This is a genomic window from Granulicella tundricola MP5ACTX9 (genome assembly GCF_000178975.2).
Taxonomy (GTDB): Bacteria; Acidobacteriota; Terriglobia; order Terriglobales; family Acidobacteriaceae; genus Edaphobacter; species Edaphobacter tundricola.
Genome location: NC_015064.1, coordinates 3769322 through 3795693 on the forward strand (window position 1 = coordinate 3769322; position 26372 = coordinate 3795693).

Genomic DNA, 26372 nt, shown 5'->3' on the forward strand with positions numbered 1-26372 from the left:
ACCTGGCCATGCCTTTCGTTCAAACCTTCCTCCACCATCCACGCAAGCTCTTCCTTCGCTGGGCGCTCTTCCAGGTACATCTCTGGGCGGGCGTCCTGCTCTCGTTGTATGTCATCGTCATCGCCCTCACTGGCTCCATCCTCGTCTTCCGTAGCGAGATCGTCCGCGCTCAACTCCCATCCACCCTCACCTCTTACAACCCATCTCAGACAGCCTCCATCGCGCAGGTCATAGCAGCAGTTCAGCGCACCTACCCCGCAGCCCACATCGCCGACCTCACCCTCCCGTCGTCCATCTCCCCCGCCTTCGTCATCGCCGCACAAAACCCCGATCACCACTCCTTCTACCTTTTAGCCGATCCCACCACCGCCACCCTCTACCCACGCCACCGCACCTGGATCGACTGGACCTACGACCTCCACGTCTATCTCCTCCTCGGCACCGCTCACGGCATGCAGGTCAACGGCATCGGCGCGGCTATCCTGATGCTCCTCTGCATCACCGGCCTCGTCCTCTGGTGGCCCGGCCTCAAGCTCTGGACGCGCGGCCTCCGCATCAGCCTCCGCCACAACTGGCGTCGCATCAACTTCGACGCCCACAGCGCCATTGGCTTCTGGACTCTCCTGCTCGTCTCCTGGTGGGCCTTCTCCGGCATCTACTTCGCCTGGTACAAGCAGGTCGCCGCCGCCGTAGCCATCGTCTCGCCCATCAGAGGCATGGCCGCCCCCATCGCCCCACCCCGGCCGACATCCAACCAGCACGCCTCGCTGGAAGCCATCCTGCAAGCCATCCACCAAGCCGCCCCACAAGGCCACCTCTACTCCCTCAGCGACCCCGCCCTCACCACCCCCACCGTCTACGCCCTCGTAGACCTCCGCGCCCCCGGAGACTTCTCCCACCGCGACATCATCTCCCTCTCCACCCGCGACGCCCGCATCCTCACCGACTGGCACTACGGCCAGAACCACACCCTCGGCGACTGGGTCCTCTGGGCCATGCACCCCATCCACTTCGGCACCGTCTGGGGCACCCCCATCAAGATCCTCTGGTCGCTCTTAGGCGTCTCCCTCGCAGTCCTGACCCTCACCGGCCTGCTCATGTACTGGAACCGCTACCTCCGCCACCGCCTCTAGCTACGCCCCGCCACCTTCATTGTCTTCTCCGCCCACGCCTCATAGGTCAGCCTCCCCTTCAGCCTCTCCCAGTCCGCATCCGGGAGCACGGTAAGCTGCGGCCGCTGCAGACCCGGAAAGCCTGTCCCCAGCGCCTGCAGACCACCCTCCCGATCCTCCCGGATATACCCCTTCGAAATATCCACGTTCCCCGCGGTGATCCATTCGCTCACATGCGTCGTGGGCATCGCGGCAATCTCCGCCGCCGTCCAACTCCCGAAGCGTATCTGCTCGTTCAGCCACTCCACCGCGGGCCTCTCCACCCAGGCCGTCCTGTGGCTCATCCCGGCATCCACATGCGTCGTGAACATCGTCTTCTCCGGCCCGCCCAGCGCCACTGCCTTCGCCCGTATTTGAACAAACCAATCCGGCCCGCGATGCGGGATATCCATCACCGTATCCAGTGACCCGTTGACGACGAACATCGGCCCGCGCGCGGCGTTCAGCGCATAGAGCTTCGCCCCACGTTCATCCGGCCCGTCCCCGAGCACCCTCAACGCATGCCACGGCGGCCCCTGGCACGGCAGCGCACTCGTATCGAAGCTCTTGCCTCCATCCGCCTCATCATCAAATGTCCCACCGCCACTCAGCACCACGGCATGGATCGCCGGATCGATGGCCCCCGTGATGCCGCTCACAAACGCACCCATCGAGTAGCCCACCGTCGCAATCCTCTTGGCATCCACCTCGGGTCTGGAAGCGAGATAAGCCACCCCCTGCATCTCATCCACCTGCATCAGCCCCGCCAGCCTCTGCCCCCAGTCCTGGTGAAACTTATCCGCATCCACCCCCGCCGGAGCTGCCTGGATCTTGTCATGCGCACCCGCATGGCTCTTCCGCTCAACGTTTCTCTCACCCTCGCCGATCGGGTCATACGTCGCCACTACCGCACCCGCCTTCGCAAACATCATCCCGCTGTACATCGCGTACCAGGTGAACTTGTCGCCTCCATGCCCATTCACCACCACGATCCCCGGCAGCTTGCCCTTCACCTTCACGTCCCACCGCTCAGGCCGATACACCACCGCAGGCACCAGCATTCCGTCCGCCGTCTGGTACGTCACCCGGTCAGCCACCACACCCGGCATCACCGGAAACGTAGACCACGTCTTCGCCTCCAGCGCCGGCAGCTTGTCCGGCACATAAAGCGCCTTCCGGATCTCCAACCGCCAGACTTTGAAGTTTGCCTCAGGGCTCTCGGAAGCCCCCATAAACCCTACACATAGCGCAGCAACCAGCATCCCAACCATCAGCTTCTTCATTGAAACGACTCCTCTCCCCGCCGAATCCAGCCCCTCCCTTATACCCCGTCCGGTAAACTGTCCGCACCACTCATGAATCTTTACGCGATCGTCATCGGCCTCATCGTCATCACGCTGCTCACCGTCTCCCTCGCCCGCTTCAGCAAGGTGAAGACCAAAGCCGACTACCTCGTCGCAGGCAGATCGCTCCCCGCTTTCGTCCTCGTCTTCACGTTGCTGAGCTCATGGATCGGCTCCGGCTCGCTCCTCGCAGGCGCGGAAAACGCGTACAAGCACGGCTTTGCCGCACTCTGGCAAGCCGCCGGCGGATGGGCCGGCCTCATCCTCATCTACTTCATCGCGCCCCGCGCCCGCAAGTTCGCGCAGTTCACCATCCCGGATCTGCTGGAAGCACGCTACTCCCAGACCGCGCGCGTGCTCGGCGTCATCGCGGTACTGTTTACCTATACCGCCATCACCAGCTACCAGCTCATCGGCGGCGGCGATATCGTTCACCTCATCTTCCCCAACATCTCCGCGCGCCACGGCCAGGAGATCATCGCCGCCTTCGTCATCGTCTTCACCGCCATCGCAGGCATGAGCTCCGTCGCGTACATGGACGTCGCCATCGGCATCCTCGCCACCGTTACCCTCCTCGTCGCACTGCCCATCCTTACCAAGTCCGCTGGTGGCTGGCACCAGGTCGCCGCCGTCCTGCCCGCCTCGCACTTCCAGCTCATGGGTGACTTCTCCCTCCTGCACTGCTTCGAGCTCCTTATCCCCACCTGCCTCCTCATGCTCGGCAACCAGTCCATGTACCAGAAGTTCTTCTCCGCCAAATCAGAGAAGGACGCCACCCGGGCCGTCGTCGGCTGGTTCATCGGCATCCTCATCCTCGAGACCGTCATCGTCGCCCTCGCCGTCGTAGGCTCAGCCCTCTTCCGCACCGGAGAGGTCCATGACAACCCACGCGAGGTCCTCGCCTACACCGCCCTCCACGGCCTCCCGCACATCATCGGCGCCATCATGGTCGGAGCCATCTTCGCCAAGGTCATCTCCACCGCCAACAACTTCCTCTTCTCCCCCGCCACCAATCTCATCAACGACGTCTTCGTCCGCTACATCCGCCCCGACGCCTCCAACCGCACCATCCTTCTCGTCAGCCGCCTCATGGTCGTCTTCCTGGGTCTCTGGTCGCTGGCGCAGTCGCTGGGCACCCGCTCCGTGCTTGAGAAAGCTCTCTACGCCTACACCATCTATAGCGCAGCCCTGACCCCGGTCATCCTGGCCGCCTTCTTCTGGCGCAGGGCCACCGCCGCGGGTGCCGTCTCCAGCATCGCCGCCGGAACCGTCGTCACCGTCTTCTGGGCCTCGGACATCGTCCACACCCATCTGCCCCCGGCCCTCGCAGAGCGCGACGCCATCTTCCCCGCGCTCATCGCCTCGCTCATCTGCCTCTTCGCGGTGAGCCTCCTCACATCCAAGCCCACCGAAGCCCAGCTTGCCCCATTCCTCGAAAGCTAATCCTGTTACCACAATGGCCGACCTCTATAATCTGCCCTTGAGGTAACAGTGAAGGAATATAAGCACATCGTCATCGACAAAATGGGCGTCGGATTGGATGCCTTGCGCACCTCTCTCAATGTCTCAGGACTTGAAACCGCACACAGCCGTGGAATCCAGCTCTCCGCTGGCTCCGTAGCCCTTGAGCACCATCTGCACATCTTCCTTTGGGACGACAGCATCAAGGGAATCACCGGCTCCCTCGGCATCATCAATGCGGGCAACACCATCACCGTCAAAGTTCGCTGGGACAAGTTGATCGAGTCCGGCATCATCTTTCCCGGAACACTCAAAGGCGACACCATGCAGAACAAGCCGCCAGGCGGCCCCTCCACCAACGGCGCTTGGGCCTACAAAGGCAACATCCCCAGAAACTACCTCTACATCGACGGCGTCGACAGCCCCGCGACCCATGGCTTCTCCACCTGGCAGCTCGGCAAAGGCTGGCAGCCCTAACCCTCATCCAGCCCGGGGGCGAGACGAACACTCGCCCCCCATCCTCACCCCTGGTACTTCCAGTTCCTCTGCTTCCCTTCCCCAATCCACCCCACGGCACTCACAATCCTCGCCGCCCGGGTCTCCGCCCGCTTCGCCCCTGTAATCCATTCCAGGTACTCCCGCTTGCAACTCGGGCTGAACCCCGCCCAGACCCCGGCAGTCTTCGTCCCCTTCCCCAGCGCCTCGGAGAAATCTGAAGGCACCTCGATCTCCGCCTTAGCGGCCTTCACCACCTGTCGCCGAGCCGCGATCGGACTCGTATACTCGCCCGAATCCACAAACCCCATCGCCTGCTTCAGCCAACCCACCAGCACCTTATCCCTGGGCAGATCCTTCAACGATGTGATCTTCCCCAGCGACCCCATCCCCTCATCCTTCACCGCCCCGGCCTCCCGCAGCACCGCGCCAATCTCCGTCCCCCAGAACCCTATGCTGCAATGCTTCGTAAACCCGGAGATATTACAAAGAATCGCCCCCTTGTAAGAGAAGAACGGCCTCGACCACTTGATCTCTTCCACCACCTCAGTGGACGCCTTATGGATCAACCCGCGCAGGTGCAGCAAAATCGGAATCGCAAACGGCTTCGCCCGGTCGATATAAGCATCCACCGCAGGATTCATCACCACAGTCTTCGTTCGTCCGCTCATGCCACCAAGCCTATTTCCCTCGCCCACTCAAGGCAAGACGATTTTAGCCAAAGCACTCCGCAGCGGCGCTAGTTCTCCGTAGGCTGCTCCAGGTGGTCGATGACGATCGTGTCGACCGGCCCCTTCGTGGACTCCAGATGCAGACCAAGCTGCTCTTCCAGCGCAGTGAAGAGCGATGGGCCTGGGTCATTCGTGGTCGGGGCGTCGTCGGGAGCGTACTTGAGTGCGAAGTCGTACTTCCCCGTCAGGCCAGTCTTATCGATCACGAGGCGACTCAGGGTACCGGACAGGTTGTCGGCCAGCGCAGCCAGCGTGACCGCGTTGCCCGTGAACTGCCCCGGACCGAACATCATGCTGCCGGCACCCGCAACCCTGGACGAGCCCATCTTGACCTCAGGGTAAGCGTTAGCAGGGTCTGCCTCTTTGACCTTCAACCCACCCTTGGCGACATTCAAGTTATAGACCGGAAGCTGCTTGATGTCGTGGTGAATCTGGAGATGGAAGCGCTCGATCAGCATATTCTGCATCATGAGGTCGCGCTGAACGCGAGCCTCTTTCGGCGGCAGTTGCTTGAGCGTTGCGACCGCATCCGCGTCCATCTTGCCCTCTACATCGAAGCGCGCGTCATGATCCCATTTCGGCAGGCCGTAGATCAGATCCTCCGTCTTCAGGTTCCAGGCGGATTGGATCAGCATACCCAGCGAGACATTGGTGGCCCTGTAACCGTCGGCAGTGCTACCCCAGCTCATGCCGTTCGGGCCGCTCTTGTTCGGCTTGACGGAGACCACATCGTACGACGCAGCCGCCTGCCCCAGAGGGACCTGGGCGTGAATCGCGATAGGAGCAACAACCACCACAGCTGCGGCCATAAGGAAAGTTCGGCGAAGAGATACAAGCTTGAACAAAGAGTTCATAGTCCTTCTTTCTGCGGAGCGACCCGGCTCCTCCTCGCGCACTGACGCAAAGGAGGTTGGTTGCAAAGTGCTTCTTTCTGATCGTTTCCCCGATAGACGAATGGATTCGCACGTTGGCTCGCTGTTGAAACAATTTATTTCGCAGAACTGAAGCTCCCGCGGCAACGACCTCACATCCCTTGCCGTATCGACCAGATCACAAGCAGCAAAGGCCAATGCCTTCAACATCGTCTTGCGTCGTAAGCCCTCTTTCGATAGCTTTATGCCATCACCCCGTTCTAATCATGATCAGGCAGCCTCGTACCGCAGCTTTGCCTGTCCGTGTCCGCCCCGCTCTTGCTGTCCCCTCAATCGGCTTACTTCTTGAAAGCGAGTATCTCCCATGAATCGGTCCCTCCTCAGGCCTGCTGCCGCAATCGCCACGGCTCTGTTCCTTCTCTCTTCCGCACCCGCGCAGGAACAGGCCGGCGACAAGGTTGACCTTGATGTTCTGGCAAAGATCAAGAGCCAGGCGTACGACCACTCGCAGGTCATGGAAAACCTCTATTCCATCTCCGAGGTCTACGGCCCCCGCGTCAACAACAGCCGCAACCACCGCGCCGCAGCCGAGTGGGCTGTCACGCAGTTGAAGGCATGGGGTCTGCAGAACGTCCACCTGGAAAAGTTCGACTTCGGCTACGGATGGCAGATCAAGAAGTTTTACGCCGCCATGGAAGCACCAGCCTACGCCGCGCTGATCGGCTTCCCGCTCGCCTGGACGCCAGGCACCAACGGCCCCATCACCGCAGATGCCATGTACGCGCCCATCCACTCCAAGGACGACTTCGCCAAATACCACGGCAAGCTGAAGGGCAAGATCGTTCTCATGTTTGACCCGCCCCATCTGCTGCTCCATACCACGCAGGATGCGACGAAATCGCCCACGGACGAAGAGATCCTGGCCCGCGCCAACGCTCCGCGTGGCGGCGCTGCCCCCGCTGGGCGCGGTGCTGCACCCGGCGGCCCCACCCCCCGCGGTCGAGGCAGAGTCGACGAAGGAACATGGGAGTACACCCCGACCTCCCTCGCCCTCGCAGACGAGAAGAACCACGATCTCCGCAACGAGATCAACGCCTACCTCCATGACGAAGCCCCCGCAGTCGTCCTGACGCCCGGCTATAACGGAGACGGCGGCACCATCTTCTCCTCCTACGGCGGCTCGCAGGACCCCAAAGACCCGGTCCCCCCGCCCATCGTGGCCATCACGCCGGAGCAGTACAACCGCATCGTCCGCCTGCTGCAGCACGGCACCACGCCCAAGCTGACCTTCGACGTCGCCGTGGACTACCAGAAGGATGACCAGCGCGCCTACAACGTCATCGGCGAGATCCCCGGCACCACCAAAAAAGACGAAGTCGTCATGCTCGGCGGTCACTTCGATTCCTGGCAAGGCGGCACCGGAGCCACCGACAACGGCACAGGCTCCTCCGTCGCCATGGAGGCAGTCCGCATCCTGACCACCTTGCACCAGCCCATGGCTCGCACCGTCCGCGTAGCCCTCTGGGGCGGCGAAGAGGAGGGCGAATGGGGCTCCAAAGCCTACGTCCAGCAGCACTTTGCCCCGCGTGACACCATGAAGCAGACCCCCGACTACGCCAAGCTCGACGTCTACTTCAACGACGACGGCGGCTCCGGCAGGTTCCGCGGAGTCTCCGCCGGCGGCAGCCCGCAGATGGCCGCCATCTTCAAGTCCTGGATCGAGCCCATCAAGGACCAGCACATCGTCGCCGTCTCCAACGCCGACACCTTCCGCCCCACCCTCACACCCGGCGGCACGGACTCCAGCGCCTTCTCCTGGATCGGCCTAAACGGCATCGGCTTCCAGCAGGACGGCTTGGAATACGGCACGCGCACCCACCAGTCCAACATGGATCTCTACGACCGCGTCCAGCAGGACGATGTCATGCAGGGATCCATGATCGAAGCCTGGTTCACCTACAATGCAGCCACCCGCGCGGAGATGCTCCCGCGTATCCCAACCCCAGAGCCTCTGAAGAAGTAGCAACCGGCACGATCACACGAACGTGGTACTTTCCCGCGCCCAGGACGTATGGACGCGTGGTCCATCCGCGCTCATTCTTAGGAGAATCCGCTTCGATTGCCGTAGCGGTAGGAACCAGCTTCAGGGATCGAACGCTGCATCCAGAGTCCTGATGAAAATTCCTGTCCCTAGAATTTCTGTTCCCGCGGAGAAGAGCATTGGCACAATCGTTCAAGACCCTGGCGCTCCTCGCGCTCGCACTCTGCTTCGGCCAGGCCGCCGAAGCCCAAGCTAAATCCCCGGTCTTGTCTGCCGACGACACGGTCGCCTTCATCAATACGACCCTGCACAAATATCCAACCCTGGAGTTTGTAAAATCCGGATGCCCCGGCGATGAGCAGACCGTCTCCATCTCCGACGACCGCCGCAGCATCATCATCAGGCAGACGTCGGTGATGCCGGTGGATGGCGGAAGCTGCGATACCGTCCAGACGTTGACCGCTCCCATCTTCAGCCTGCACCTCATCGGCATCGGAAGCTGGACCAAGCAGGGGCAGCATACCTCATTCTTCATGGATTGCACGGAGCGCGTCGGCTGCTTCAGCCGCCGTTCCGGCCCACCCACGCCTCCGGCCATCGAAAGCCAATGGCGTCTGGCGATCACAGCCCCGGACGAGGTTTCGTCCCGGCTGCAGAAGGCAATTCGCCATCTCGTCGAGGCGCTTCTGGTCGAAGCAGACGACCACATCGACGCCAACGACCCCACCGCAAAACCCGCCCACTAATCCATCACACCGCCGGGTGCCCCATCCTCAGACGACAGTCTCACCGTCGGATAGGGTGGGGTATCGATTTCGGTAGAAATCGACCGCCCTCCCAATTGCCGTAACCCACGTTTCGCGGGAGCTCTTTCCCGCAGCGCACGCTTCCAGACGTGCCATAAGCTCAGTTCTCCGGACCTCGCACAACTCCGGGTGCCCCATGTCCCGAACCTGGGACGTGGGATGGACAACCTCCACCGCACAGCGAAGGGAACTCAGTCCAAATCGCCTGATCCAACCTCAACCGGGGTGCCCACTCCTTCCGGCCGCATCGGAAAGGCTAGGGTATCGCGCGCAGCCCGACCACTTTCTTCCAGGTTGCCGGAGACCCCGTTTATATGATCAAATCACAACCTCCGTGTGCGGCGTCCTAACCGACGGTTCTATCGTCGGTTAGGGTGGGCATCGTTTGCGGAAGCAAACGACCGTTCTCCTCCACGTTTCCCAAAACACCGTTAATGAGATGGTCCGCCGCTTGATCTCCACCCGGAAGGTAGGCGATTGTGTTGGCAGGTACAAGGAGGATCATCGACATGCAGATTCATTCGGTTGGCATAGATCTGGGTAAGACGACCTTTCACCTCGTAGCCCTGAGCGCAGCTGGCAAGGTGCTGTTGCGCAAGAAGTTCACTCAGAAGCAACTGATCACCTTCACCGCGAACATGCAGACCTCCTTGATCGGGATGGAGGCATGTTCAGGAGCGCACTTCCTGGGCCGGGCTTTGCGAGCGCAAGGCCACGACGTGAAGCTGATTCCAGCGCAGTTTGTAAAGCCGTTCGTGAAGTCGAATAAGAACGACTTCCTGGATGCTGAGGCGATCGCTGAAGCCGTCGACCGACAGAACATGCGCTTCGTTCCGATCAAGACCGACGATCAGCTCGACCTGCAAGCCATGCATCGTGTGCGTGACAGGCTTGTCGCTCGCCGGACGTCCGTGATCAACCAGCTGCGAGCCTTTCTGCTGGAGCGCGGCATGGTTTTCGCCAAGACTCCCATCAAGTTGAGACAAGCGATGCCAGAGATACTCGAGAACGCGGAGTCGAACCTGACGCCACGCATGCGCAACCTTGTCAGCCTGCTCTGGAGCGAGTGGAAGGATCTTCAGCAGCAGATCGTTGCGATGAACGAAGAGGTCGAGCAGATCGCTTCTTCCGACCCCGCATGCCAACGGCTGAGACAAATCCCCGGCATCGGCCCCTTGGTCGCAACCGCAATCGTCGCTGCGATCGGCAACGGAGCAGCCTTCCATAAGGGCCGAGAGTTCTCCGCATGGCTTGGACTTGTACCCCGACAGCACTCGACCGGCGGCAAGGCGAGACTCTTCGGCATCAGCAAGCGAGGTAACCGCTACCTGAGAAAGCTGCTCGTCCATGGCGCCCGATCAGCAGTTCTCATCGTCAAGCGAGACGCGTTCCCCGTTTGGGCCTTGGCTTGATGGTCTGGAACAACGAGCACCGGTGAAGGTCGTCATTACAGCCGCAGCCAACAAGCTTGCTCGTATGGCCTGGGCGGTGCTCTCAAGCGGCAATGACTACCGCCCAGCAACGGCTCCGATGCCGGCCTGAGCAGGCGCGGAAAAGACGCCTTCGGCTTGGAAGCGCAGAATCGCGCTCCCACTTTACCGCACCACGACGACGATTTAGAGTTCCCACCAAGGTCTGCACTGGACAGCTAAGACGACCGAACAGTTCCCAACGGCGTGCTCAAAACCTGCTCCCGAAAATGGTCTTCCATGACCGTGCCGTTTATCAGGTAGAGCACGCAGCGCAACTCATCATGGCCAGGAGACTAGACCCTCCACCCAAAGGCCGAATACATTTGCGCAGACCTGTCGATGTCGCCCTTCGCTTTTCCCTTGCAGTCGTGCGGCGGACCATACATTTGCGGGCGTTTGAACGCGCTGCCGTGGAACCCTATACTCCCCGTATGCTAAGAAGGCTCTCTTATTTAGCCGTAACTGCTTGTTCGCTAACTGCGATGGGACAGCAGCAACCATTCACCGGCGAGTCGCGCCCCGCACCCGTCATAGTCGATGTAAAGCCTTCGCCTTATCCTCAACTCGCGTTCGCCGCGCATGTATCGGGAGTTGTGAAACTAGACCTGGCGGTTCGCCACGATGGAACGATTCAATCTGCTGATGTGATTAGTGGCCCCGCTATGCTCAGACAGGCTGCGTTAGGTGCCGTCCAGCAAGCCCGTTTTGATTGTCATGATTGCGACGAGGCAACAACGCAAACCCATGTAACCGTGCAATACACACTGGGTGAGGTTAGACCTTGCCCAGCAGCCGAGGAGTCTTCCACCGCTTTCATCGAGAAAGCGACGTATCTGCAAGTCACTCATTCAGACGATGCGATCAGTATTACTGAGCGACCAATCGGAACATGTGATTATGCTGCGACGATCTCAAAGAATTCAGCTCGCTCAGTCAAATGCCTTTTCCTATGGCATTGTGGCTGGCGTTAGGTGACTCCTTGAAAGTCGGGTTATCGGCAACTCCAATCGCAACATACCCAAGATCAAATGAATCAGTCATTAGGGGACACAAAGACCTTTCGGCTTCCACTCCGGGTTGAGGGTGGTCGGTGGCTTCGCCACATCGTGAAGGATGAGGACGACTCCCCGGCGCTTCTCTTTTCCTGTAGCCATCAGCAGCATGGGCAACCCACCTTGGACGAGGACGGCGTTCCCTGGCCCGCGAGCCTTTGTGACACCCTCCGAGGTCTCAAGGCACGTGTCACCCGTGAGGGTATAAAAGGCTTCCATTCCCGAATGGGTGTGCAGCGGAGCAGTCATCCCCGGCGAGAAAATAGACTGCATGTAAACAGCCTCATACTTCACGCCGGTTTGAGTGGTCAGCGGTCCCAGCTTCGCAACTAGGGTTCCAGATGGCGACTTCCAGGACGACTCAGCCACCGTAAAAAGCCACACCTTGCCAAACGACTGCACGACGGTGGAGTGTACGTCCTTTGGCCGCCTCAGCCGTGGCACGATCCGGAAAGGTGTAGAGATGCCAGAAGTAGCTGCCGCCTGGGAGCTCTCCGATCTCTTCCTTCGCCGTGAAACAGGCAGGGCCGGGATCGTCGGTTTGCTCGGCGGCGGGAGCACAGGGGCGCATCGCAGCCTGGGCGAAGCAGGAACGAAAGACTCCGATCAGCAGAAGAACAAAAATCGCAAGGCGAGGAAGAGGCATCGGGGAAGCTCCGTGTTTTGGGAGCATAGCACCTTTGGAAGCTCATCCCAAACGCAATTAAAACAATAACTTACAACTATTTTTCTCAAAAACACCAGCAAAATGCTCTGTCAAGCCCCTGAGCAAGGAAAAATTCTCCTAAAAGCTACAAAATAATACACTTAGCTCTCAAAAATAGTTGGGGTCTTTACCCCTGCGGCCTTGGTAAAATAGAAGCAGAGAAAAAGTCAGGACGAAGCATTGTCGTGGCCCATCATTTTTCTCGCATCAGAGAATCTATAAACCCAATGAAGAGAAGACTTTACGGCACCCTCCACCCGTAAATCCTTTGTTGACAAGATCTTGCATCTCGGCCACACCAAAGTCCAGACCTAAGTCATTTATTTTGAATACTTTGGATCGATCGAGGGGGGAGGGGGGGGTACCCTTAGTGAAGCTGATCCGGAATCACCGCATACTGAATCAGCAGCTCGAACGGAACGATCTTCAACGTATTCTCATGCGTCGCTTCGAGCACCACCGGGCACCCCGCGCCAGCCTGCTGCACCTGCAACCAGCGTGCCGCGCAGACGCACCACTTATCCCCCGGCTTCAGCCCGGCGAACCCGTACTGCGGCATCGGCGTAGAAAGGTCGTTCCCCAGAGCCTTGGAGGCCTCCAGAAACTTGGCGTCCACCAGGCAGCAGATGGTATGGACGCCATAGTCGTCCGGCCCGGTCTCACAGCAACCCGTCCGGTAGAACCCGGTCATCGGCTCGCACCCACACACCGCCAGCGGCTGACCCAAAACGTTCTTACCCTTACCCGTCACCTTCGTATCCAGATCCGACATACGGCCCCCTGCAACCCTTAAAGCAAAAGCGCCCCAATCATAAGGATCGGAGCGCTCGGTTGAAACTACTTGCTCGACATCGCCAACTGCTGCTGATACTCCTCGAACGGCCCCTTGTGGTCCGTGATCTTGAAGTTCGTCGGCCCACCTTCGAAGTGCCAGATGCGCGTCCCGGCCTCTTCGATCAGCTCCTGGTCATGCGTCACCAGGAACACGGTACCTTCGTACTTCTGGATCGCCTGATTCAGCGCGTTGATGCTTTCGAGATCAAGGTGGTTCGTCGGCTCGTCCAGCACCAGAATGTTCGGCTTCTGCAGCATGATCTTGCAGAACAGCAGCCGGGCCGCCTCGCCTCCGCTGAGCGCGTCGGTCTTCTTCAGGCCTTCCTCGCCCTTGAAGAGCATCTGCCCGAGAATGCCGCGGATGTCTTCCTTGGTCGCCGCCGGATCGAACTGGTGCAGCCAATCGCTGGCCGTCATGCCGAGCTGGATGGAGCCCTTGTGATCCTGCGCAAAGTACCCGATGGAGGTCTCATGGCCCCACTTCACCGAACCCGAGTCGATCGAGACGTCCGTCTCTTCGATTCCGGGGCCGTTGGCCAGCAGCGCCTTGAGCATGGTCGTCTTACCTTGGCCGTTGCGGCCCATCAGGATGACCTTGTCCCCCCGGTTCACGGCGGCGGAGAAGTTCTGAATGACGTGCTCGATCTTGCCGTCCTTCTGGGTATAGCTCTTGTTGACGAGCTCGCACTCCATGACGGTCTTGCCGGAGGGTCGCAGCATGTCGAACCGGATGAACGGACGCGCGATGTTGGAGCGGGCGAGCTCACTCGTAGCGAGACGCTCGACCTCCTTCTTGCGGCTGTTCACCTGGCTGGACCGGGTACCGGCCGAGAAGCGGGCGATGAAGTCGTTCAACTGCGCGATCTTCTTCTCTCGCTGCTCGTTCTGGCTCTCGATGCGGGTGCGGACGCTGGTCTTCTGCAGCACCATGTCGTCGTAGCCGCCGTTGTACGTGATGATCGTCTCGTAGTCGATGTCTGCGATGTTGGTGCAGACGGCATTGAGGAAGTGACGATCGTGCGAGATGGTGATGACGGTGCCGTCATAGCGCAGCAGGAAGTCCTGCAGCCAGTGGATGGACTCAAGGTCGAGATAGTTCGTAGGCTCGTCCAGCATTAGGGCCTGCGGGTTACCGAAGAGAGCCTGCGCAAGCAGCACCCTAACCTTCTGGCCGCCCTGCAGTTCGCTCATCTTGCGGTCATGCAACTCATCCGGGATGTCGAGACCCTGCAACAAGATGGCGGCGTTGGCTTCGGCTTCGTAGCCGTCCTCGTCGCCGACGATGCCTTCCAGCTCACCCAGCCGGGAGCCGTCCTCATCCGTCATGTCCGGCTTGTCGTAGATGATCTCGCGCTCTTCCATCGCCGCCCACAGGGCCTTGTTGCCCATGATGACGGTATCGATGACGCGGTAGGCGTCGAACTCGTACTGGTCTTGTTTCAAGACACCGAACTTGCGCGGACGGACGACAGTCCCCTTCTGCGCGTCGATCTCGCCCGTCAGAACCTTCATGAAGGTCGATTTACCCGCGCCGTTAGGCCCGGTCAGGCCGTAACGGCGGCCCGTGGTGAAGGTGACGGAGACATCCTCGAAGAGCAGCTTCGAGCCATAGCGCATTGTGACGTTGGATACGGAAATCATGATATTTCTCCTATTTTACCGTGGATTTACCTCCTCTCCCCGTGAATCCTTGCTAACTCCTTCAACCTCAGCCGGATTGCTATAATCGACACCAAAGACCCACCCGAGGAAACGATGCCGGATCCCGAAAACCAGCAGGATCCCCAGCCTCAAGAAAGAGTGAACGCAAGCGCCCTGACGGGTGCCGTTGCGCTCTTCTGCGGAGGCTTTATCCTCGTCGCCAGCCTCCTGCACCTCACGCTGCGCGACCCCCTTCACCTGCACGCGGATGTACGCAGCGAGAAGCTGGTCATGATGGAGCGCCTCCACGGCCCCGTCTCCTCCGCCGCCTTCGGCACCAGCCGCGTCCACAACGGCTTCGACCCCCGAGCCTTCGACGCCGTCCTCGGCACCCGGTCCATGAACCTCGGCATTGAAGGCGGCAGCCAGGCCGAGCAGCGCACCATGGCCCTGGAGTTCACCCGCCAGCTCAAACCCCAGCCCGGCACCCCCTGCCTCATCCTCCTCGAACTCACCGCCGGCGCTAACTTCCAGAACGAGCATCTCGTTCACCCCCGCGCGATCAACATCTACGACTGGTCCACTGCCCGCTTCATCGCCCACCTCAGCAACTCCCGGATGCCGCTCATCCAGCGCGTCGGCCGCACCGGCTTCGCCCTGGCCGCAACCGCCCTCCACTACTTCAACATCGGCATGATCAGCAACGAAGTCTTCACCCCGCCACTCGACCAGGACATCCTTGCAGACGAACTCAAGGACAACCAACGCGGCCTCAAGATCGACCCATTCTCCGCTCACGAACGGCCCGGCATCGACGAGCGATTCCGCCAGCGGCCCGCACAACCGGAGCTGACACCCGGCAACCTAACCCCCGGCAACAGCGACCTCATCGCCGACCTCATCGCCGCCAACCCAACCCGGAACCTCTCCTTCGCCTACTTCACCCTTCCCGTGACCGGCGACCTCGCCCTCGCCGAAACCTACCCCGACCACCTCACCGTCTCCGGCCGCGACGTCCCCATCCTCAACCTCGGCCGCCCTGATCTCTTCCCCGCCCTCTTCCAGACTGACATGTTCCATGACATCGGCCACCTGAGCAAGGCCGGCGCCGACGCCTTCAGCCAGACCCTGGCCCAACAGCTCAAGGCCTGGTACGCCACCCACGGCGGCCCACCCCCATGCTCCGTTTCTGCAACTAAACCAGGCCCGGAGGGCACCCCCTAAATGCTCTTCGTCGAACTCCGCTTCTTCCTCTTCTTCGCAGTTGTCCTGGCCATCTACTGGTCCCTGCGCTCGAACGACCACCGCAAATGGTTCATTCTCTTTGCCAGCTACTACTTCTACGGGTCGTGGGACTGGCGCTTCGCCGCCATGCTGCTCGCCCTCTCCGCGGCCGACTGGTTCTTCGCCCTGCGCATCTCGCAGACTGAAGCCAGACGCCCGCGCAAGCTCTACGTCATCGCCAGCCTGACAATGAACCTCTCCGTGCTGGCCTTCTTCAAGTACTTCCACTTCTTCACCGGCTCAGCGATTGCGCTGGCGGAAGCACTCAAGTTCCATCTCGACGAGCCGACACTGAAGATTATCCTGCCCGTCGGCGTGAGCTTCTTCACCTTCCAGTCGCTCAGCTACACCATCGACGTCTACCGCAATGAGATCCCCGCCGTCCCCAGCCTGCGCGACTACCTGATGTTCTCGTCGTTCTTCCCGCAGCTCGTCGCCGGCCCCATCGTTCGGCCCAAGTACTTCGTGCCGCAGATGGACGGTCTCCGCAGCATCTCGCTCACTGACGTCAAGGCGATGATGTACCTCTTCCTTCTGGGTTACATCAAGAAGGTCTGCATCGCGGACAATCTTTCGCCGTTCGTCGATCAGGTCTTCAACCACCCCGCCGCCTATAGCGCCTTCTCCTCCATCAACGCGACGTGGCTGTATACGATCCAGATCTTCTGCGACTTCTCCGGCTACTCCGATATGGCCATTGCGGTCGCCGGCCTGCTCGGGTACAAGCTTGTGCTCAACTTCGACGCGCCGTATCTCGCCGTCTCCATCCAGGACTTCTGGCGGCGCTGGCACATCTCGCTTTCAAGCTGGATTCGCGACTACATCTACATCTCGCTCGGCGGCCGCATGAAGTGGCGCATCCTCACCTATCGCAACCTGCTCATCACGATGCTCGCCGGCGGTCTCTGGCATGGCGCGGCATGGACCTTCGTGGCGTGGGGCGGTGCGCACGGCGCTTCACAGGTGATCCATCAGGAGTTCAAACGCCACTTCCCAATCACGGAACGACAACAGCCCTGGCGCAATTTGGCAGGCTGGTTCCTGACGCTCAACTTCGTTTGCCTCTGCTGGATACTCTTCCGCTCGCCCAACTTCCCCGTAGCGTGGCTCATGATCAGGCGCTACCTCTTCCCGTTCGCGGCACAAGCCTTCAGCGGGCCACAGACGATTCCTTCATAACTCGCTCTCGTCGGCCCCGTACTGCTCATCGGCCAATTACTGATGCGTCGCAGCAACTTCGGGCCGTGGTTCGCGAGTCTTCCGCTCACGCGCTTCGCGTTCGCCTATGGAGCCACCTGGGCCTTCGCCCTCTCCATGCTTCCGCTCGGCTATCGCCCCTTTATCTACTTCCAGTTTTAGCTGGGTGCTAAACTCAGCCAACCTCACATCCAGATCACAGGCCATACAAGGACGCTCGATGACCCATCTCAGCCGTGCCGCACTCGCCGCTCTGTCTCTCTCGCTCTGCACCACCTTTGCATTCGCTCAGGACAAGCCCGTCGGCAACGACATCCCGCCATCCTTTACGCCGCCCACCCGCGCACCGTACAAGCCGTTCGTGGAAGAAGCCGACTACACCCGCCGCATCGCCATGATCCCCATGCGCGACGGCACGAAGCTCTACACCGTCATCATGATTCCCAAGGGCGCGAAGAACGCACCCATCGTCCTGACGCGCACCTGCTACAATGCCGCCGCACGCGCCAGCGCTAACCGCGAGACCGCAGGCAATGCCCTCGCTACTGCAATGCCCGCAGCGCGTCCGGGGCGGGAGGCCGCTGCCAAGGCGCCATCGCCCCACCTCATCGACGAACTTGGCCTGCCGGACGAGGTCTTCGTCAAAGCCGGCTATATCCGCATCTACCAGGACGTGCGCGGCAAGTACGGTTCAGAGGGTGTGTACCTCATGACACCGCCGCCCGTCGGCCCCTATAACCCCACCGGCGCGGACGATACCACCGACGCCTACGACACCATCGACTGGCTGGTGAAGAACACGCCGGAATCAAACGGTCGCGTGGGCATGATCGGCTCGTCGTATGAGGGCTACACGGTCGTCATGGCGCTGCTGAATCCGCACCCGGCGCTCAAGGCCGCCATCCCCGAAAGCCCCATGGTCGATGGCTGGAAGGGTGACGACTGGTTCCACTACGGCGCGTTCCGTGAGCGCATGTTGGACTACTTTGTAGGCCAGACCGCCGCTCGCGGTGCCGGCCCGCGCGTCCCGCACAAGCACCACGACGACTACGCCAACTTCCTCGAAGCCGGCTCCGCAGGCGACTTCGCCCGCTCTCTCGGCGAGGATCAGCTTCCCTACTGGAAGACGGTTGAAGCCCACCCGGCTTACGACGGCTTCTGGCAGAGCCAGGCGCTCGATAAGCTCGTCTCCGCCAAACCCCTCACCGTCCCCACCATGTGGCTGCAGGGTCTCTGGGACCAGGAGGATATGTGGGGCGCAAACCACGCGTACAAGCTCTGGGAGGCCAAGGACACCCACAACGACATGAACTTCCTTGTCATGGGTCCGTGGTTCCACTCGCAGATCAACCGTGAAGGCCACACCATGGGGCCCTTCATCTGGGACGGCGACACGACCGAGTATGTCCGCGAAGACATCTTCATGCCCTTCTTCAACCAGTACCTCGTCGATGGCGCACCCAAGGCGAACACTCCTCCGGTCCTGATCTACAACACCGGCGAGAACCACTGGGACAAGCTGCAGAAATGGCCGCTAAGCTGCGACAAGAACTGCGGGGCCACCTCCAAGCCCTTGTACCTGCGTGCTGAAGGCAAGCTCTCGTACGACGCACCCACTGCGGGCGAAGCCAAGTTCTCCGAGTACGTTTCAGAGCCAGCCAACCCAGTACCCTTCCTGCCGCGCACCGGCGACACCGGCACCTGGCAGACGTGGCTGGTGCAGGATCAGCGCTTCGTGGACAACCGCCCCGATGTCCTCACCTATACCTCGGAGGTCCTTACCGCGCCAACCCGCGTCAGCGGCGTGCCTGAGGTCAACCTCTACGCCTCTACCTCCGGGACCGACAGCGACTGGATCGTCAAGCTCATCGACGTCTACCCCGACGATGCCACCGGCCCCGCTGCCATGGCAGGCTACGAGCTTCCCATCTCGCTCGATATCTTCCGAGGCCGTTATCGCAAGAGCTTCGAGCATCCAGAGGCCGCCAAGCCGAATGCACCTGAGTTGATCAAGTACGATCTGCCCAACGTCAACCACATCTTCCAGCCCGGCCACCGCATCATGGTGCAGGTCCAGTCGACGCTGTTTCCGCTCTACGACCGCAACCCCCAGACCTTCGTACCCAACATCTTCGACGCGAAGGCCGGGGACTACAAGAAGGCCACACAACACATCTACCAGACACCCGGAACCGCCAGCTTCATCAATCTGCCCATCGTCCCGTAGGATTCTCAACCAAACGCAAAAAGGTGCCGCGATCTATGATCGCGGCACCTTTTTTACTGACTTGAAGCGTTACTGACCGCGACGAGCCGGACCGGTCCGGCTGCTGCCGGGGCGTGAGTTCGGACGGCCTGCGCTGCGGCCCCCGCTGAACCCGCCGCCGGGACGGCCACTGCCGCCACCTGCGCCGCTGCGACCACGGAAGCCGTTGCCGGCTCCACGATACGGGCTTGCACCCGGTGCGGTCGCCTTGCGCTCAGCCGAGACATCGCCCGTCTTCCACGCACGTGTCTCCATATTCATCAGGTCGGACGGACCGGAGAGATCGACAGGCTTGTTGCGCTCTTCCTTCTCCAGGTTCTTGTCCGCTTCCTTCCATTCGAACTTGATCTTCAGTTCGCGCTCCATCTTGCGAGCATCCGAGCGCTCCTGCGGCATAACGAACGTCGTCGCAACGCCCTTCTTGCCTGCGCGTCCAGTACGGCCGATGCGGTGGACAAAGTCCTCCGTCGTGCCGGGCAGATCGTAGTTGACGACATGCGCGATATCCCGCACGTCGATACCGCGAGCTGCAACGTCGGTCGCAACCAGGATGCGGTGGCGGCCAGTCGAAAAGCCCTTCAAAGCCGAGGTGCGCTGGGACTGCGAGCGATCGCCGTGGATCACGTCCGCCACATGGCCCAGCTTCTCAAGCTTCTTGGAGATACGGTCCGCGCCATGCTTGGTGCGGGAGAAGACGAGGAAGGTGCCCTCATGCTCGTTCAGCATCTGGTTCAACAGGCCGAGCTTCTGATCCTGCATGACCGTAAAGACCTTCAGTTCAACCTGATCGCTGGGCTTGGAGGTGGTGCCGATCTCAATGCGAACCGGCTTCTGCACGTAGTCGCGCACGATCTCCGTGATGTTCGCGTCCAGCGTAGCCGAGTAGCACATCGTCTGACGGGTCTTGGGCAATGCGCCGACGATGCGGCGGATGGCAGGCAGGAAGCCCATATCGAGCATCCGGTCCACTTCATCCAATACCAGCATCTCGACGAAGTTCAGGTTGACCGAACGGCGGCGGAGGAAGTCTTCGAGACGGCCAGGCGTCGCAACGACGAGGCGGGGTCCGCGGCTCAACTGATCAAGCTGCGTGTTCTCGCTGAGACCACCGCAGACTAGGACGGAGTCGCTCTTGGACTGCGGATTGATCTTGGCGTACGCCTCAAGAACCTGCATCGCAAGCTCACGCGTCGGCAGCAGAATCAGCGAACGGATCGGGCCCTTCTTGCCACGGGTGGAAGGCTCAGAGTTCGCCTCCATGCGCTCGATCATGGGGATCAGGAAGCTGAGGGTCTTGCCGGTTCCGGTCGAGGCGGTCGCGAGAATGTCGCGGCCTTCGAGAGCCGGGGGAATGGCCTTCGCCTGCACGGGTGTCGGGGTGGCAAAGCCCCCGGCAGCCAGGCGGCTCTTCAGGCTGGCGGAGATGTTGAAGTCGGCAAAGTGCACGCCCTTCAGCATGGGCAGACCGGTGGTCGGGTCGATCTCGCTGTTCATCGCGGTCACGTCGACGGGAATCGCCTCATGCGAGGTGCGCGTGGGGGCTGCAGCGGCTTCGTTGTTATTGGAGAAATTCTGGTTGGAGGTGTTGCTGATGGTTTCGTTCTGGGGTTCAAGAGTTGCAGAATTCAAAGGTATTCCTTCTCGAAGTGTCGACTTCGATTCGTGCGGTTGCAAAACAGCGGGTATGTGCAGGGATCAGGCATCGGCGCGAAACTCTGCGACCATTGATTTGCCTGTTGATCAGCATTGACCTCGACTGTTTCACGAAGCGCTGCTGCTGCACGGCGAGGCACGTCCTATAACGTTGCCTTCTAGCCAGAGCGACCAGCGTGGTCTTTCTAAATCCATGTTTCCGGTAGAGGACTTAAGATTTTGCTCTACGACTCAAAACCTGCTCTACAGAAAGACAATGCGGGGAGGAGTTTCGCTTCGGTCTCTGGCCAGACCCAAACATCAGGGTCGTTCCCCGAAGCGTCCTACGCTTACGCGTACTTCCACTATACCACAGCTTTTCCTCAAGTGGCCAGGCGCTTCCCCATCCGTTCCAGCAATCCGTCCCGCACACCCGCCAGGAAGAACCTGCACTTCTTCGCCTTCCCCTCTTCCGCCACCAGGATCTTCATGAAATTTTTCGCGCCGAATTTGAACAGCTTCAGGCAAAACACCGGAAACCGTATAAGATAACGCTTTGCGATCCAGATCTTATTTCTCTCCTGGTAGTACTGCCGGATTGGGCTGTAGTTCGCCGTCTGAAACCGTAGCACCCCCAGCAGCTTGTGAAACTGCGGTTCCCCAGGCGAGTGCAGCAGCACCGCCTCTACGCACTCATCGATCACCATCCCCGCCGCCCGCAACCGCAGGCTGTACTCGTAGTCCACCCCATCGATGAACAACTCATCCACAAAGAACCCATGCCGCAGAAACGTCTCCGCCCGCAGCAGGCTTCCGGAGGTCATCGCCGCTTCCAGCCCTTCTTTGACATAGTTGGGAGGCAGCGCCGTTCCGAAGCGTTTATCGACGTATCTGGGTACCAGGAGCCCTAGACGATCTCCCCAACGGCTGTTCTCGTATCCCGCCACCAGCGTCTCGACGAACCCTTCCGTGACACAACTGTCCTGATCAAACAGCAAAACCCACTCGCGCCCCATCTCCAGCGCGCGCCGAACTCCAACATTCAGCGCCGTGGCAATCCCGAGATTGTCTCCGTTCTCAATCAGCTCAAAGCCAACGCGCCCCGCCGCCACTCGCAGCATCTCAAGCCCATCCGCAGTCGAACCGTTATCCACCACAACCAGGTGCAGCGTCTGCAGGCGCAACGACACCAGATTTTCGATCACCTGTTGATCCGGATGATAGGTCACGACAACCGCGCATCCATCCTCCAACCGCATCGATGAATTCGAGAGCCCACTCTTCATCTACACACCATCGACTGAACTACGTCCTAAACTACGATCCCCAGACCGTAGCACTCAGGGAAGTTGTAAAAGGTCTTGCCTGTCTTGCGTGCAATCTCGCTGACAGCCTGCTTTACCTGCGGAAAGGACTCAGTGTCATGAAAGATCGTGCATTTTGAGTGTTCTGCGCTCCACAACCCACACGCATAGGTGTCGGCAAATGTGTGGATGATATCCACGTGGATCAGATCATAGGTGCTCGAATCCGTCTTCACGTAGCTTTGATAATCGCTGCGGATCAATTCAATGTTGTCGTACGGACTGACATTCTCAAGCGCTTCCTGATACGTATCGCGAATGATCGTCGTATGCCGGTCACCCTGAAACGTATCGACTCCTCTGACTGACTTGAAGAAAGAAGAGAGCGCCACGGTCGAGTAGCCGAACTCAACCCCGAACTCAAGACAACGATCCGTCTTCAACTCGAACCGCCTGATGATATCGAGCAGAATGCTCTCGAGCCCTTCCCAGGCTGACTTCCGGTCCAGGTGGCGAGGGGGCATCTCGATGATAGTCGGCATATAGTCAACCACCGGAACCGCTGCCCGAAATTTGCTTTGTAGTAACGAAAGCCGATGCGCCAATTCAAATTCTTGCTTCGCCAAAAATAGCTCCTGGTAGGGCCATCCCTACATAGTTTCTATACTAACCCCGCTCGTTTCACCACGAGCTTTGACAACCGGGACCTTTCGTCTCCATTCAAGCTGGCAAACCATGCGAGCAGCAGAGTGCTCGTCCCCCACAAAGCCCACATCGGCAAACTGAGAACCGGCGGAGCATCAACCCACCACTGCTTGAAAAGCACCAGCGATGGAAGACCGATCGCGAGCGGCCGGATCATCCCGCTCAGAAAAAGCCGCATTCGCGTGACAGAGAACCGTTCGTAGGTGTACCGCATGCTCAACGCAAAATGCATCCCCACACTCACCAAAGAGCCCAGCAGTGTCCCATAAGCCACTCCAAGTGCGCCGATATGCTTCACCAGATATAAGCTGCAACCCAGGTTTACAATCGCCTCAGCGCTCGCGCCTATGATCGCAACCTTCTGCTTCTCAGTCGCCACGAGCATGCTCGAATATGGTAGGCACAGGTTGCGGATCACATTCGCCAGAACCAGAATCCGCAGGTAGCCGATCGTATGCAGCGCATATTCGCTGCCCACCCACAGTCGCAGCACCCAATATCCTGCAACCAGCAACGGCAAGCCAGCCAGGACGAGCAGCGTCGACGAGTAGCGCGTCACCTTCGACAACATAGCGCCCATCTCCTGCGCCGTACGATGAACGCTCAGAGCGGAAGCCGTCGGCATAAGCGGCCCCACGGCCGCCCCCATGATCGAAAGCATGAAGTTCGTCGGCAGCGTCGCAATCGAGTAGAACGCCGTGTGGGAAAAATCGTATCGGCCCACAATCGTCACATCCAGGCCGCTCACGCACAGCATTCCTGCCGTCCAGATCGCCAGCGAGGAGCAGTACGCAATCATATTCTTCAACACGTCTCGATCAAGGCCGCGCAGGGTCAGCCTGATGTTGTTCGCCATGCGCCTCCACGCGATGACCTGAAGCCCGCCCGTCAGGAGATTGACGCCGGCCACCGCTCCGCCCATCAACGCCAGGCTGCTATGGAAAAAGACAGCCGCAAACACGGCGCCCGTAAACAGAAAGCGATTGACCAACGAGATCGCCATCGGAACGGAGAAGCGCTGAAGCCCCATAAAGATGGCGGAACAGATCGAACACAACAGTCCTAGACTCAACGAAACGCCAACCAGCACCAGGCTGATCCGCACATCCTTATACAAAGACGACGGCATCTCGTGGAAGATATCCGGCACGCGCCAAGCCAGCACCAGCGTTAGGAGCACACCGAGCGCACTCGCGACCAGCATAATCGCCAGCCCTGCGCTTGCTCGCATGCTCGCGCCCGCAGCGTCGTTCCGAGCCTCATACTCTGCAACATACTTCGAAATGCCTGTTTGCACGCCGAAGTCCAGGTACCCCACATAGGCACTCATTTGCATCACAAGAATCCACGCGCTATAAGTCTTGATCGGCAGCTTATGGGTAAGATAAGAGGGCAGAATCAGAGCCACCGCAGTCGAGACAAACAGCCTACCCACGCTGATCAGAGAGTTCTTCGTAAACCTCGACGCAACTCCAGAATCCGGACCCGCACCTGGATTCTCTCCGGATGCTGCAGCTACGATCTCTATGTCTTCCCGAAGCCCCTTCGTCATACTTCATCTTACCCCGCTGCCTCCCCTCTGTAGCCTAGCCACACATGGTCATGTCCCTCATCAAAGCGACACGCCAGATGATGCCCTGGCCATGTGGTACTCTGCCCTTCAGGATGCGCCAGAACCGACTCGCCTTCGCAACCACCAATCTCTGATGAACTCCTCCTCGTCACCCCAAGTCCAAATACTCCTCGCCACTTATAACGGCGCCCGCTTCCTCCGCGAGCAGATCGACTCCATTCTCACCCAGACCTACCCCTGCCTCACCATCCTTTCCCGTGACGACGGCTCAACTGACGGCACACTGGCCATCCTGAACGACTACGCCGCCCTCCACCCCACTCGATTCCATATCCTCCCGCAATCCCCCCCCACCGGTAGCGCCAAACTCAACTTCGCCGCTCTCATTGCAGCCTCCACCGCCAGCCACGTCTCCTGCGCCGACCAGGACGACGTCTGGGTCTCGACCAAGATCGCCGACAGCATGGAGGTCATGCAGCGGCTCGAGCAGCGCCACCGACATGGCACGCCGCTCCTTGTCTTCACGGATGTCGCCGTTGTAGATGAGCAACTGCGGCCGCTTCAACCCTCTCTCTGGCGCTATCAGCACATCCAGCCTAATAAGATCTTTAACTTCCGCCGTCTCCTCACCCAGAACGTCGTCACCGGCTCGACCGCGCTCTTCAACCGGCCCCTTGCGGACCTTGCCGCCCGCATGACCGCCAAGGCTTACATGCACGACTGGTGGCTTGCCCTGCTGGCTTCTGCCTTCGGGTCCGCCGATTTCCTCACGCAACAGACCGTACTCTACCGTCAGCATGCTTCAAACGTCCTGGGCGCGGCCGGCCATGGCTCCCACTCCGGCCTCCCCAAATGGCGTCAGCATGCCAAGCGCAGAGAACAGTGGGAGAACAGTGAGCATCAAGCGTCAGCCATGCTGGAAGCCTATCGCGACGAACTGCCACAAAAGATCCGCAGAATGCTGGAGGCCTATGTCCGCTGCGAGACCTCGCCCAACCGCTTCGTCCGTGTCCTGACCTTGATCAGCCACGGCTTCCTGCTGCAGGATCTTCGCCCCAACCTGGCAATCCTGCTCTACCTCTGGGACATGGACTTCGCTAAAAACCACACCCCTGCTGAATGAGCCGGCTAAATGTGGCAGCTCACCATGCCGCGCTTCTCCAGATACCGCTGGTGATACTCCTCAGCCTTCCAGAACATCGGAGCCTCCTCGACCGTCGTCACGATCGGCTTTCGGTAGCTTCCTGAAGCACTTAGCTCTGCAATCTTCGCCTTCGCCGCAGCCATCTGCTCGTCGTTGTTCGCAAACACCACACTCCGGTACTGCTTGCCCCAGTCCGGACCCTGCCGGTTAAGTTGCGTCGGATCGTGCAGAGCGAAAAATGCATCAAGCAAGGCTTCATAGCTCAGCCGTGAGGGGTCGAACGTCACCTCCACCACCTCCGCATGTCCTGTTTTATCAGTACAGACTTCCTTGTAAGTCGGATGTTCCAGCCCGCCACCCGCGTACCCTACAGCCGTATCCAGAACTCCTGCCAACTCGTTGAATCGCGCTTCCGCGCCCCAAAAACACCCTGCTCCAAATGTTGCCTTTTCAATTGCCACGGGCCGTTGCTCCTTTGCACTCCCTTGGATGCGTGAGCGTTCAAAAGGTCCTCACTCCAATATGAAAAACTGGATTATTTTGCCCCCCTCAGATCACCTCCGTCAAGCCCGCCAGCGACATTGACTTCCCTGGTGCGGCAGGTGACTCACACCCGCCCGTGCGCCTCTTCCCGCTACGCAGCAATCCTTTCCACAACCTTC

General features: G+C 60.0%; 23 protein-coding genes and 1 pseudogene. 12 read left to right on the forward strand and 12 right to left on the reverse strand.

Translation table 11 applies throughout. The features are described 5' to 3' along the window. Positions 1 to 8 precede the first annotated feature (8 nt). Positions 9 to 1133 carry a PepSY-associated TM helix domain-containing protein gene (locus tag ACIX9_RS16365; protein ID WP_013581604.1) on the forward strand — a complete coding sequence of 375 codons (1125 nt, stop codon included), beginning with the start codon at positions 9 to 11 and terminating at the stop codon, positions 1131 to 1133. On the opposite strand, the gene ACIX9_RS16370 is transcribed toward ACIX9_RS16365, so the two are convergent. After that, positions 1130 to 2434, reverse strand: a complete 1305-nt coding sequence (locus tag ACIX9_RS16370) for an alpha/beta hydrolase family protein (RefSeq protein WP_013581605.1) — start codon at positions 2432 to 2434, stop codon at positions 1130 to 1132. The two genes, ACIX9_RS16365 and ACIX9_RS16370, sit on opposite strands and share 4 nt — an antisense overlap. A gap of 72 nt (positions 2435 to 2506) precedes the next feature. On the opposite strand from ACIX9_RS16370, the gene ACIX9_RS16375 reads away from it, so the two are divergent. Continuing rightward, positions 2507 to 3937 (forward strand): sodium:solute symporter family protein, encoded by a 1431-nt coding sequence (locus ACIX9_RS16375; RefSeq protein ID WP_013581606.1) that lies wholly within the window; start codon positions 2507 to 2509, stop codon positions 3935 to 3937. Positions 3938 to 3985: 48 nt separating this feature from the next. Further along, on the forward strand, positions 3986 to 4432 hold the full coding sequence (locus ACIX9_RS16380) for a hypothetical protein (RefSeq protein ID WP_013581607.1): 447 nt from the start codon (positions 3986 to 3988) through the stop codon (positions 4430 to 4432). Positions 4433 to 4476: 44 nt separating this feature from the next. Here ACIX9_RS16380 and ACIX9_RS16385 read toward each other — a convergent pair whose 3' ends face one another. Further along, entirely contained in the window at positions 4477 to 5121 is a 645-nt protein-coding gene (locus ACIX9_RS16385) for a YdeI/OmpD-associated family protein (protein ID WP_013581608.1), read from the reverse strand. Between the two features lie 68 nt (positions 5122 to 5189). Further along, positions 5190 to 5990, reverse strand: a complete 801-nt coding sequence (locus ACIX9_RS16390; RefSeq protein ID WP_013581609.1) for a TIGR03435 family protein — start codon at positions 5988 to 5990, stop codon at positions 5190 to 5192. Positions 5991 to 6417: 427 nt separating this feature from the next. Between ACIX9_RS16390 and ACIX9_RS16395 the strand changes: the two genes are divergently transcribed. The 4 genes and pseudogenes from ACIX9_RS16395 to ACIX9_RS27765 all read left to right on the forward strand — a co-directional run bounded on the left by ACIX9_RS16395 (position 6418) and on the right by ACIX9_RS27765 (position 11343). Beyond that, positions 6418 to 8076 carry a M28 family peptidase gene (locus tag ACIX9_RS16395; RefSeq protein ID WP_013581610.1) on the forward strand — a complete coding sequence of 553 codons (1659 nt, stop codon included), beginning with the start codon at positions 6418 to 6420 and terminating at the stop codon, positions 8074 to 8076. A 197-nt stretch (positions 8077 to 8273) separates the two neighbouring features. Continuing rightward, complete coding sequence (locus ACIX9_RS16400) at positions 8274 to 8840, forward strand: hypothetical protein (RefSeq protein WP_013581611.1); 567 nt, start codon at positions 8274 to 8276, stop codon at positions 8838 to 8840. A gap of 569 nt (positions 8841 to 9409) precedes the next feature. Next, positions 9410 to 10442 (forward strand): annotated as a pseudogene (locus ACIX9_RS16405) (IS110 family RNA-guided transposase). Positions 10443 to 10854: 412 nt separating this feature from the next. Continuing rightward, complete coding sequence (locus ACIX9_RS27765) at positions 10855 to 11343, forward strand: TonB family protein (RefSeq protein ID WP_157477632.1); 489 nt, start codon at positions 10855 to 10857, stop codon at positions 11341 to 11343. Between the two features lie 69 nt (positions 11344 to 11412). On the opposite strand, the gene ACIX9_RS16410 is transcribed toward ACIX9_RS27765, so the two are convergent. The 4 genes from ACIX9_RS16410 to ACIX9_RS16425 all read right to left on the reverse strand — a co-directional run bounded on the left by ACIX9_RS16410 (position 11413) and on the right by ACIX9_RS16425 (position 14605). Continuing rightward, complete coding sequence (locus ACIX9_RS16410) at positions 11413 to 11826, reverse strand: cupin domain-containing protein (protein ID WP_013581614.1); 414 nt, start codon at positions 11824 to 11826, stop codon at positions 11413 to 11415. After that, positions 11786 to 12070, reverse strand: a complete 285-nt coding sequence (locus ACIX9_RS16415) for a hypothetical protein (protein ID WP_013581615.1) — start codon at positions 12068 to 12070, stop codon at positions 11786 to 11788. The genes ACIX9_RS16410 and ACIX9_RS16415 overlap by 41 nt, the downstream gene beginning before the upstream one ends. A gap of 427 nt (positions 12071 to 12497) precedes the next feature. Next, a complete protein-coding gene (locus tag ACIX9_RS16420; RefSeq protein ID WP_013581616.1) occupies positions 12498 to 12902 on the reverse strand; it encodes a DUF2237 family protein in 405 nt (134 codons plus the stop codon). Between the two features lie 65 nt (positions 12903 to 12967). Next, positions 12968 to 14605, reverse strand: a complete 1638-nt coding sequence (locus tag ACIX9_RS16425; RefSeq protein WP_013581617.1) for an ABC-F family ATP-binding cassette domain-containing protein — start codon at positions 14603 to 14605, stop codon at positions 12968 to 12970. 159 nt (positions 14606 to 14764) lie between these two features. Between ACIX9_RS16425 and ACIX9_RS16430 the strand changes: the two genes are divergently transcribed. From ACIX9_RS16430 to ACIX9_RS16440, 4 genes are read left to right on the forward strand one after another with little or no spacing between them, the layout of a single operon-like run. Beyond that, positions 14765 to 15829 carry a hypothetical protein gene (locus ACIX9_RS16430; protein ID WP_157477636.1) on the forward strand — a complete coding sequence of 355 codons (1065 nt, stop codon included), beginning with the start codon at positions 14765 to 14767 and terminating at the stop codon, positions 15827 to 15829. After that, positions 15830 to 17068 (forward strand): MBOAT family O-acyltransferase, encoded by a 1239-nt coding sequence (locus ACIX9_RS16435; protein ID WP_013581619.1) that lies wholly within the window; start codon positions 15830 to 15832, stop codon positions 17066 to 17068. Positions 17069 to 17110: 42 nt separating this feature from the next. Then, complete coding sequence (locus ACIX9_RS25950; protein ID WP_013581620.1) at positions 17111 to 17248, forward strand: hypothetical protein; 138 nt, start codon at positions 17111 to 17113, stop codon at positions 17246 to 17248. 58 nt (positions 17249 to 17306) lie between these two features. Continuing rightward, positions 17307 to 19313, forward strand: coding sequence for a CocE/NonD family hydrolase (locus tag ACIX9_RS16440; RefSeq protein ID WP_013581621.1), 2007 nt, complete (start codon positions 17307 to 17309; stop codon positions 19311 to 19313). Positions 19314 to 19382: 69 nt separating this feature from the next. Here the strand turns inward: ACIX9_RS16440 and ACIX9_RS16445 are convergent, their stop codons facing one another. The 4 genes from ACIX9_RS16445 to ACIX9_RS16460 form a co-directional block, all read right to left on the reverse strand. After that, entirely contained in the window at positions 19383 to 20981 is a 1599-nt protein-coding gene (locus tag ACIX9_RS16445; protein ID WP_013581622.1) for a DEAD/DEAH box helicase, read from the reverse strand. Positions 20982 to 21367: 386 nt separating this feature from the next. After that, positions 21368 to 22243 (reverse strand): glycosyltransferase family 2 protein, encoded by an 876-nt coding sequence (locus ACIX9_RS16450; protein ID WP_041597163.1) that lies wholly within the window; start codon positions 22241 to 22243, stop codon positions 21368 to 21370. Between the two features lie 53 nt (positions 22244 to 22296). Beyond that, positions 22297 to 22914, reverse strand: a complete 618-nt coding sequence (locus ACIX9_RS16455) for a class I SAM-dependent methyltransferase (RefSeq protein ID WP_013581624.1) — start codon at positions 22912 to 22914, stop codon at positions 22297 to 22299. Positions 22915 to 22949: 35 nt separating this feature from the next. Then, positions 22950 to 24545 carry a lipopolysaccharide biosynthesis protein gene (locus ACIX9_RS16460; RefSeq protein ID WP_013581625.1) on the reverse strand — a complete coding sequence of 532 codons (1596 nt, stop codon included), beginning with the start codon at positions 24543 to 24545 and terminating at the stop codon, positions 22950 to 22952. A 154-nt stretch (positions 24546 to 24699) separates the two neighbouring features. Here ACIX9_RS16460 and ACIX9_RS16465 point away from each other — a divergent pair, with 154 nt between their 5' ends. Then, positions 24700 to 25689, forward strand: coding sequence for a glycosyltransferase family 2 protein (locus tag ACIX9_RS16465; RefSeq protein WP_013581626.1), 990 nt, complete (start codon positions 24700 to 24702; stop codon positions 25687 to 25689). A 5-nt stretch (positions 25690 to 25694) separates the two neighbouring features. Here ACIX9_RS16465 and msrA read toward each other — a convergent pair whose 3' ends face one another. Next, a complete protein-coding gene (msrA, locus tag ACIX9_RS16470; RefSeq protein WP_013581627.1) occupies positions 25695 to 26171 on the reverse strand; it encodes a peptide-methionine (S)-S-oxide reductase MsrA in 477 nt (158 codons plus the stop codon). Positions 26172 to 26372 lie beyond the last annotated feature (201 nt).

Coding starts and splice junctions, on each gene's coding strand:
- ACIX9_RS25950 (WP_013581620.1), top strand. CDS start 17,111: ATGCGTCGCAGCAACTTCGGGCCGTGGTTCGCGAGTCTTCCGCTCACG.
- ACIX9_RS16425 (WP_013581617.1), bottom strand. CDS start 14,605: ATGATTTCCGTATCCAACGTCACAATGCGCTATGGCTCGAAGCTGCTC.
- ACIX9_RS16465 (WP_013581626.1), top strand. CDS start 24,700: ATGAACTCCTCCTCGTCACCCCAAGTCCAAATACTCCTCGCCACTTAT.
- ACIX9_RS16460 (WP_013581625.1), bottom strand. CDS start 24,545: ATGACGAAGGGGCTTCGGGAAGACATAGAGATCGTAGCTGCAGCATCC.
- ACIX9_RS16385 (WP_013581608.1), bottom strand. CDS start 5,121: ATGAGCGGACGAACGAAGACTGTGGTGATGAATCCTGCGGTGGATGCT.
- ACIX9_RS16390 (WP_013581609.1), bottom strand. CDS start 5,990: ATGGCCGCAGCTGTGGTGGTTGTTGCTCCTATCGCGATTCACGCCCAG.
- ACIX9_RS16375 (WP_013581606.1), top strand. CDS start 2,507: ATGAATCTTTACGCGATCGTCATCGGCCTCATCGTCATCACGCTGCTC.
- ACIX9_RS16440 (WP_013581621.1), top strand. CDS start 17,307: ATGACCCATCTCAGCCGTGCCGCACTCGCCGCTCTGTCTCTCTCGCTC.
- ACIX9_RS16395 (WP_013581610.1), top strand. CDS start 6,418: ATGAATCGGTCCCTCCTCAGGCCTGCTGCCGCAATCGCCACGGCTCTG.
- ACIX9_RS16420 (WP_013581616.1), bottom strand. CDS start 12,902: ATGTCGGATCTGGATACGAAGGTGACGGGTAAGGGTAAGAACGTTTTG.
- ACIX9_RS16435 (WP_013581619.1), top strand. CDS start 15,830: ATGCTCTTCGTCGAACTCCGCTTCTTCCTCTTCTTCGCAGTTGTCCTG.
- ACIX9_RS16370 (WP_013581605.1), bottom strand. CDS start 2,434: ATGAAGAAGCTGATGGTTGGGATGCTGGTTGCTGCGCTATGTGTAGGG.
- ACIX9_RS16365 (WP_013581604.1), top strand. CDS start 9: ATGCCTTTCGTTCAAACCTTCCTCCACCATCCACGCAAGCTCTTCCTT.
- ACIX9_RS27765 (WP_157477632.1), top strand. CDS start 10,855: ATGGGACAGCAGCAACCATTCACCGGCGAGTCGCGCCCCGCACCCGTC.
- ACIX9_RS16415 (WP_013581615.1), bottom strand. CDS start 12,070: ATGCCTCTTCCTCGCCTTGCGATTTTTGTTCTTCTGCTGATCGGAGTC.
- ACIX9_RS16450 (WP_041597163.1), bottom strand. CDS start 22,243: ATGCGGTTGGAGGATGGATGCGCGGTTGTCGTGACCTATCATCCGGAT.